Consider the following 6,847-nt stretch of genomic DNA (forward strand, 5'->3'; position numbering starts at 1 on the left):
GGCGCGTTTTCCTTCCTCATCGTTTCGTTCGCAGGCACTGGCTCGCATGAATGATCTGTTGCGCTCGCTCGGTCGCGCGCTCGCAAGCGCGTTCCATCCGCGCATACTGTGGCTGACCTTCAAACCGTTTATCGTCGCGACGGCCGGCTGGGGCGTGATCCTGTGGTTTTTCTGGCAGACGCTGACCGGCGCGACCCGCACGTGGCTCGACGACTGGTCGTTCACCGCCACGCTTTACCATCTATTCGACTGGCTCGGTTTTTCGGCGCTGCATGCGGTCATCGCGCCGTTCATCGTGATTGCGGTGGCGATTCCGCTGATCGTCGTCACGGTGCTGATGCTGATCGCGACGCTGTCGATGCCGGCCGTGATCCGTTTTCTCGGCGCGCGCCAGTTTGCCGGACTCGAAATGCGCAAAGGCGGAACGTGGTACGGTAGCCTCGCTCAGGCGTTGTGGAGCACGCTGCTGTGTCTCGTGCTACTGGTCGTCACGTTGCCGCTGTGGCTCGTGCCGCCGTTCTTCGCGCTGATTCCGCCGCTGCTGTGGGGCTGGCTCACCTATCGCGTGATGAGCTACGACGCGCTGGCGCTGCATGCGACGCCCGACGAGCGGCGCGAGCTGGTGCGGCGCCATCGGCTGCCGCTGCTGCTGATCGGCATCACGAGCGGCTTGCTGAGTTCGCTGCCGACGCTGTTGTGGGCGTCGTCGGTGTGGCTGATCGTGCTGTTCCCGGTAATCACGGCGGTGACGATCTGGATTTACGCGTTCATCCTCGTGTTCTCGGCGCTGTGGTTCGGCTATTACTGCCTGCGCGCGCTGCAGCGCATGCGGGCGCAGGAGCATGGCGGCGCGCATCAGGCCGCGCCGGTTCCCTATTGATCAACCGAAAGAGGCAGCAATGGCATTTGGCGTCATCATCATCGGCGATGAAATCCTGTCGGGCAGGCGCGTCGACAAGCATCTGCCAAAGGTCATCGAATTGCTCGGCGCGCGCGGACTGTCGCTCGGCTGGGCGGAGTACATCGGCGACGATCCGGAGCGCATCACGGCAACGCTGCGGCGTACGTTCGCGTCGGGCGACATCGTGTTTTCGACAGGCGGCATCGGCGCGACGCCCGACGACCACACGCGTCAGTGCGCGGCGGCCGCGCTCGGCGTGCCGCTCGAGCTGCATCCGGAGGCTGCGAAGCTGATCCAGGAGCGCATCCGCGATATGTATCCGGCGAATTCGCCGACCCCGCTCGACTTCGATTCGCCCGAAAACCGGCATCGCCTGAACATGGGCACGTATCCGCAGGGCGCATCGATCATTCCGAATGGCTACAACAAGATTCCGGGTTTTTCGATCCGGCAGCATTATTTCGTGCCGGGGTTTCCGGTGATGGCCTGGCCGATGATCGAGTGGGTGCTCGATACGCAATACGCGCATCTGCACCACACCACGCCGCACGCGGAAAAGTCCCTGCTCGTGTTCGAACTGCCGGAATCGCGCTTGACGCCGTTGATGGAGAAGATCGAGCGCGATTTTCCCGGCGTGCGGGTGTTCAGCCTGCCGAGCGTCGGCGATGCCGAGCGCGGCGGCGTCTATGCGCGGCACCACATCGATCTCGGCGTCAAGGGCGAGCCGGAGGCCGTCGCGGCGGCGTTCGTGAAGCTGCGTGAAGGCGTGCATCTGCTCGGCGGCGATATCGTCGAGCCGGAAGTGGCAGCGGCAGCCGTGGCGCGGCCTGGCAACTAACCGACGGGCAGGGTGGTTTAGCGCGGCGTAGGTCGCGAGGTGAAGACCGACACGCGCCTCATCATCGCCCTGTCACATTCACCACCGACCATGAGCCAGCTCCACGCGTTTTCCTGGCACCGCGCGCGGGCAAACGAGGCGAGCGGCGCAATCTCGACGCAATCAGTCCGCGGCCGCCCCGAGCTCGAACCGTGTGCCGATCGTCCCGTCAGTCGTCAAGCGCCGATCCACGGCAACCCGCGAAAGCACCAGCCCGACACCGTCTTCCGATGCCCCTGGCCGTCCTTGTCGCCTTCGAAACCTTCCAGCAGGTCGTACGCCTTGGTGAAACCGGCCTGGGTCGCGGCGATCGCGGCGAGCTTCGAGCGCGCGGCGCTGCGGCACAGGAACAGCACCGGCGTGTCGGGCGACGCCACCTGCGCGAGTTGCTGCACGAACTCCTGATTCGGCACCGCGCCCGGATAGCGCGTCCATTCGACATGTGCGTATTGCCCATCGCCGATCACCGGCCGGCCGACCCAATCGAGTTCGGCGCGAGTGCGTACGTCGACGAGACGCGTGCGCGGATCGAGCTGCAGCAGTTCGAACGCCTCGGCAGGCGATATCGCGCCCGCGTAGGGCAGTTGATTCTCGGTGCGACGGGCTTCCGCCCGCGCGTACAACTGTTCGAGCGTGCTCATGAGCGTCAATCTCCTTCGGATCAAATGACCATTCTAGCGCGCGGCGTGCGGGGCGCATGCGGGCGCGAAGCCGCGTTGCCCGCAAGCTTGCCGACTGTGATGGAAGGGATCCGGATGCGCAATTATGGTGCAATTCCGCGTAAATGCACCAGAATGGAACTACCCAACGTTATCAAACGAATGGATGCACTAGTATTGTGCATTGAAACGCGTGCGGATTCCGCGGCGTCATCGTGAGCCCCACGCGTATTCCCCGCAAACGTACGCGCGACCACGTTGCGCGCCAGTCCGGCTCATGTTGGGCCCCTCAATGGCACAGAACCTGCTTTATTGGTGCCGATCGATTTGCCCCGGGCGGAATTTCCTGCCTTGCGATGCCGTTTCAGGTGGACGCGCCGGGGCAGGTCAGCTAGATTGGGCGGCGGCTGAATCCGCCGAATTCGTTAATCAGGAGATAGGTTATGAGTAAATCCGTGGCCGACGTCATGCAACTCGTCAAGGACGAAGACGTCAAGTTTGTCGACTTCCGTTTCACCGACACGCGCGGCAAGGAGCAACACGTTTCGGTGCCGGTGTCGGCATTCGAGGAAGACAAGTTCGAAAGCGGCCATGCGTTTGACGGTTCGTCGATTGCCGGCTGGAAGGGCATCGAGGCATCGGACATGCTGCTGCTCCCGGATGCGAACACGGCCTTCATCGACCCGTTCTACGAAGAATCGACCCTCGTGCTGACCTGCGACGTCGTCGAACCGGCTGACGGCAAGGGCTACGAGCGCGATCCGCGCTCGCTCGCGAAGCGCGCCGAAGCGTACCTGAAGAGCTCGGGTCTCGGCGACACCGCGTTCTTCGGTCCGGAGCCGGAATTCTTCATTTTCGACTCGGTCCAGTGGAACACGGATCAGTCAGGCTGCTTCGTCAAGATCGGTTCGGAAGAAGCGCCGTGGTCGTCGGCGAAGGAATTCGAAGGCGGCAACACCGGTCACCGTCCGGGCACGAAGGGCGGCTACTTCCCGGTCGCGCCGGTCGACACGTTCCAGGACATGCGCTCGGAAATGTGTCTGCTGCTCGAACAGATCGGCATTCCGGTCGAAGTGCACCACCACGAAGTCGCGGGCCAGGGCCAGAACGAAATCGGCACCAAGTTCTCGACGCTCGTGCAACGCGCCGACTGGCTGCAGCAGATGAAGTACATCGTCCAGAACGTCGCGCACACGTACGGCAAGACGGCGACGTTCATGCCGAAGCCGGTCGTCGGCGATAACGGCTCGGGCATGCACGTTCACCAGTCGATCTGGAAGGACGGCCAGAACCTGTTCGCGGGCAACGGCTACGCGGGTCTGTCGGAATTCGCGCTGTTCTACATCGGCGGCATCATCAAGCACGCGCGCGCGCTGAACGCGATCACGAACCCGGGCACGAACAGCTACAAGCGCCTCGTGCCGGGCTTCGAGGCGCCGGTGAAGCTGGCCTACTCGGCGAAGAACCGCTCGGCCTCGATCCGCATCCCCTACGTCGCCAACCCCAAGGGCCGCCGCATCGAGGCGCGCTTCCCGGACCCGACCGCGAACCCCTACCTCGCCTTCAGCGCGCTGCTGATGGCGGGCCTGGACGGCGTCGAGAACAAGATCCACCCGGGCGAGGCCGCGACCAAGGACCTCTACCACCTGCCGCCGGAGGAGGACGCGAAGATCCCGACCGTCTGCCACAGCCTCGACCAGGCGCTCGACTACCTCGACAAGGGCCGCGCCTTCCTGACCAAGGGCGGCGTCTTCACCGATGCGTACATCGACGCCTACATCGAGCTGAAGATGCAGGAGGTCACGCGCTTCCGCATGACCACGCACCCGATCGAGTTCGACATGTACTACGCGCTGTGATCCCGTGACGTTTCGCACGCGGGACGAAGGGGACGGCGATGCCGTCCCTTTTTTTTCGAGGGGTGACCGCGGGGGCCGGCCCGCGGTCTGGGCGACAATCGCGCCAGGAGTCCGACGCATGCGCTTGCCACCCCTTTGCCTCGCCGCCGTCCTCGCCGCCGCGGCGCACGTGCCGGCGCGGGCGCAGGCGACCGGCGTCGTCTACCGCTGTCCCGGCAACCTCTACACCAGCGAGCTCACGCCCAAGGCGGCCGAGGAGAAGGGCTGCCGCACGATCGAAGGCGCGCCGGTCACGGTGATCCAGGGCAATCGCCCGCGCACCGGCACGCCGGTGCCTCCGGCGGCGTCCCGCCCGGCCGACTCCAAGGTCGACCCGGCCGCGCAGCGCGCGCGCGACGGCGACTCGCGCCGCATCCTCGAGGCCGAGCTGAAGAAGGAAGAGGACCAGCTCGCGGCGCTGCAGAAGGAGTTCAACGGCGGCGAGCCCGAGCGGCACGGCGACGAGAAGAACTACCAGAAGTACCTCGACCGCGTCGCCGAGATGAAGGCGGCGATCGCGCGCAAGGAAAGCGACATCGCCGCGCTGCGCCGCGAGCTCGCCAAGCTGGGAGGCTGAGTGCAGCCTCCCGGACCGGCCGACGCCGCGGGCCAGCGCGGGGTGGACGCCGCCTATGCCGCCTTCGACCACCTCGCGACCATGGTCGCGGTGGTCAGCCTCGACGGCCGCTGCGTCTTCGCCAACGCCTCGTTCGAGAACGTGCTCGGGCTGTCGCGCCGCAGCGTGCAGCGCGGCGCCGTGTTCGACTGGTTCGTCGACGGCCGGATGCTGCGCGACACGGTCGCCGCGGTCGCGCGCAACGAGTTCTCGACCTCGCGCCTGGAGGCGCTGCTGCGCCGCCCCGGCCCGGCCGGCGGCGACGCGCTGCCGGTGCACGTGATCGTCAACCAGATGGACGGCGTGCCGCACGTGCTCGTCGAACTCGTCGAGATCGAGCAGCAGACCCGCCAGGACCGCGAGGAGCGCGCGCTCGGCCAGGCGCGGGCGACCAAGGAGCTGATCCGCAACCTCGCGCACGAGATCAAGAACCCGCTCGGCGGCATCCGCGGCGCGGCGCAGCTGCTCGAGATGGAGGTCGAGACGCGCGCGTTGACCGAGTACACGCAGGTCATCATCAACGAGGCCGACCGGCTGCAGGCGCTCGTCGACCGGCTGCTCGCGCCGCACCGCAAGCCGCACGTCGTCAGCGACGTCAACATCCACGAGGTCTGCGAGCGGGTGCGTTCGCTGATCCTCGCGGAGTTCCCGCGCGGGCTGGAAGTCACGCGAGACTACGACGTCTCGATCCCGGACTTCCGCGGCGACCGCGAGCAGCTCATCCAGGCGGTGCTGAACATCGCGCACAACGCGGCGCAGGCGCTCGCCGGTGGCCGCGCCGACGGCGATCCGAAGTACGCGGGGCGCATCGCCGCGGGCGATGCGCGCATCACGCTGCGCACCCGCATCGCCCGCCAGATGACGCTGGGCAAGCAGCGCTATCGTCTGGCACTGGAATTGCATATCGAGGACAACGGCCCGGGCGTGCCCGAGTCCATCCGCGATCGCATCTTCTACCCGCTGGTCTCGGGGCGCGACGGCGGCTCCGGTCTCGGTCTCACGCTCGCGCAGACGTTCGTGCAGCAGCACCAGGGCACGATCGAATGCGAGAGCGAACCGGGCAGGACCTTCTTCAAGATCGTGATCCCACTACCGTGAGCCGTGAGCCGTGATCGTCGGGCGGCCGGGCAGACTGCAGGCAGGGCATGAAACCCATCTGGATCGTTGACGACGACCAAAGCATCCGCTTCGTGCTGGAGAAGGCGCTCGCGCGCGAGGAACTCGCGGTGCGCAGCTTCACGAACCCGCGCGACGTGCTCGCGGCGATGGACGACGACGAGCCGCAGGTGCTCGTCTCCGACATCCGCATGCCGGGCGGCTCGGGCATCGAGCTGCTGAGCAAGGTCAAGGAGCGCCACCCGGGCCTGCCGGTCATCATCATGACCGCGTATTCAGACCTCGACAGCGCCGTCAGCGCCTTCCAGGGCGGCGCCTTCGAGTACCTGCCCAAGCCCTTCGACGTGCCCAAGGCGGTCGAGCTGATCCGCCGCGCCGTCGACGAGAGCCTGCGCGACGAGGTGCGCGACGAACGCGCCGCGCAGATGCCCGAGATGCTCGGCCAGGCGCCGGCGATGCAGGACGTCTTCCGCGCGATCGGGCGACTGAGCCAGAGCGTCGTCACGGTACTGATCACCGGCGAGTCGGGCTCCGGCAAGGAGCTCGTCGCGCAGGCGCTGCACAAGCACAGCCCGAGGGCGAGCGGGCCCTTCGTCGCGATCAACACCGCGGCGATCCCGAAGGACCTGCTCGAGAGCGAACTCTTCGGCCACGAGCGCGGCGCCTTCACCGGCGCGCAGACGACGCGGCGCGGCCGCTTCGAGCAGGCCGACGGCGGCACGCTCTTCCTCGACGAGATCGGCGACATGCCCTTCGACCTGCAGACGCGCCTGCTGCGCG

7 protein-coding genes are annotated in these 6,847 nt (G+C 66.5%); 6 read left to right on the forward strand and 1 reads right to left on the reverse strand.

Annotated features, from left to right (window positions below; genetic code table 11):
* The first annotated feature begins 46 nt into the window (after nucleotides 1-46).
* Nucleotides 47-880 carry an EI24 domain-containing protein gene (locus QM685_RS35485; protein WP_415123970.1) on the forward strand — a complete coding sequence of 278 codons (834 nt, stop codon included), beginning with the start codon at nucleotides 47-49 and terminating at the stop codon, nucleotides 878-880.
* A 19-nt stretch (nucleotides 881-899) separates the two neighbouring features.
* A complete protein-coding gene (locus QM685_RS35490) occupies nucleotides 900-1,739 on the forward strand; it encodes a competence/damage-inducible protein A (RefSeq protein ID WP_415123972.1) in 840 nt (279 codons plus the stop codon).
* 215 nt (nucleotides 1,740-1,954) lie between these two features.
* On the opposite strand, the gene QM685_RS35495 is transcribed toward QM685_RS35490, so the two are convergent.
* Nucleotides 1,955-2,419 (reverse strand): rhodanese-like domain-containing protein, encoded by a 465-nt coding sequence (locus QM685_RS35495; RefSeq protein WP_415123974.1) that lies wholly within the window; start codon nucleotides 2,417-2,419, stop codon nucleotides 1,955-1,957.
* 461 nt (nucleotides 2,420-2,880) lie between these two features.
* Between QM685_RS35495 and glnA the strand changes: the two genes are divergently transcribed.
* The 4 genes from glnA to QM685_RS35515 all read left to right on the forward strand — a co-directional run.
* A complete protein-coding gene (gene glnA / locus QM685_RS35500) occupies nucleotides 2,881-4,296 on the forward strand; it encodes a type I glutamate--ammonia ligase (RefSeq protein ID WP_415123976.1) in 1,416 nt (471 codons plus the stop codon).
* 118 nt (nucleotides 4,297-4,414) lie between these two features.
* Nucleotides 4,415-4,912 (forward strand): hypothetical protein, encoded by a 498-nt coding sequence (locus QM685_RS35505; RefSeq protein ID WP_415123978.1) that lies wholly within the window; start codon nucleotides 4,415-4,417, stop codon nucleotides 4,910-4,912.
* Nucleotides 4,913-6,049: a nitrogen regulation protein NR(II) gene (gene glnL / locus QM685_RS35510; protein ID WP_415123980.1), complete on the forward strand. Its 1,137-nt coding sequence runs from the start codon at nucleotides 4,913-4,915 to the stop codon at nucleotides 6,047-6,049.
* Between the two features lie 47 nt (nucleotides 6,050-6,096).
* Nucleotides 6,097-6,847: sigma 54-interacting transcriptional regulator (locus QM685_RS35515; RefSeq protein ID WP_415123982.1), on the forward strand; the 751-nt coding region annotated here is incomplete at its 3' end.

Origin of the sequence: Paraburkholderia sp. (assembly GCF_047605525.1) — a bacterium.
Lineage (GTDB): Bacteria > Pseudomonadota > Gammaproteobacteria > Burkholderiales > Burkholderiaceae > Paraburkholderia.

Bases quoted from the DNA above. Each gene is read 5' to 3' on its own strand.
- QM685_RS35505 (WP_415123978.1), top strand. From the start codon at position 4,415: ATGCGCTTGCCACCCCTTTGCCTCGCCGCCGTCCTCGCCGCCGCGGCG.
- glnA (WP_415123976.1), top strand. From the start codon at position 2,881: ATGAGTAAATCCGTGGCCGACGTCATGCAACTCGTCAAGGACGAAGAC.
- QM685_RS35490 (WP_415123972.1), top strand. From the start codon at position 900: ATGGCATTTGGCGTCATCATCATCGGCGATGAAATCCTGTCGGGCAGG.
- QM685_RS35495 (WP_415123974.1), bottom strand. From the start codon at position 2,419: ATGAGCACGCTCGAACAGTTGTACGCGCGGGCGGAAGCCCGTCGCACC.
- QM685_RS35485 (WP_415123970.1), top strand. From the start codon at position 47: ATGAATGATCTGTTGCGCTCGCTCGGTCGCGCGCTCGCAAGCGCGTTC.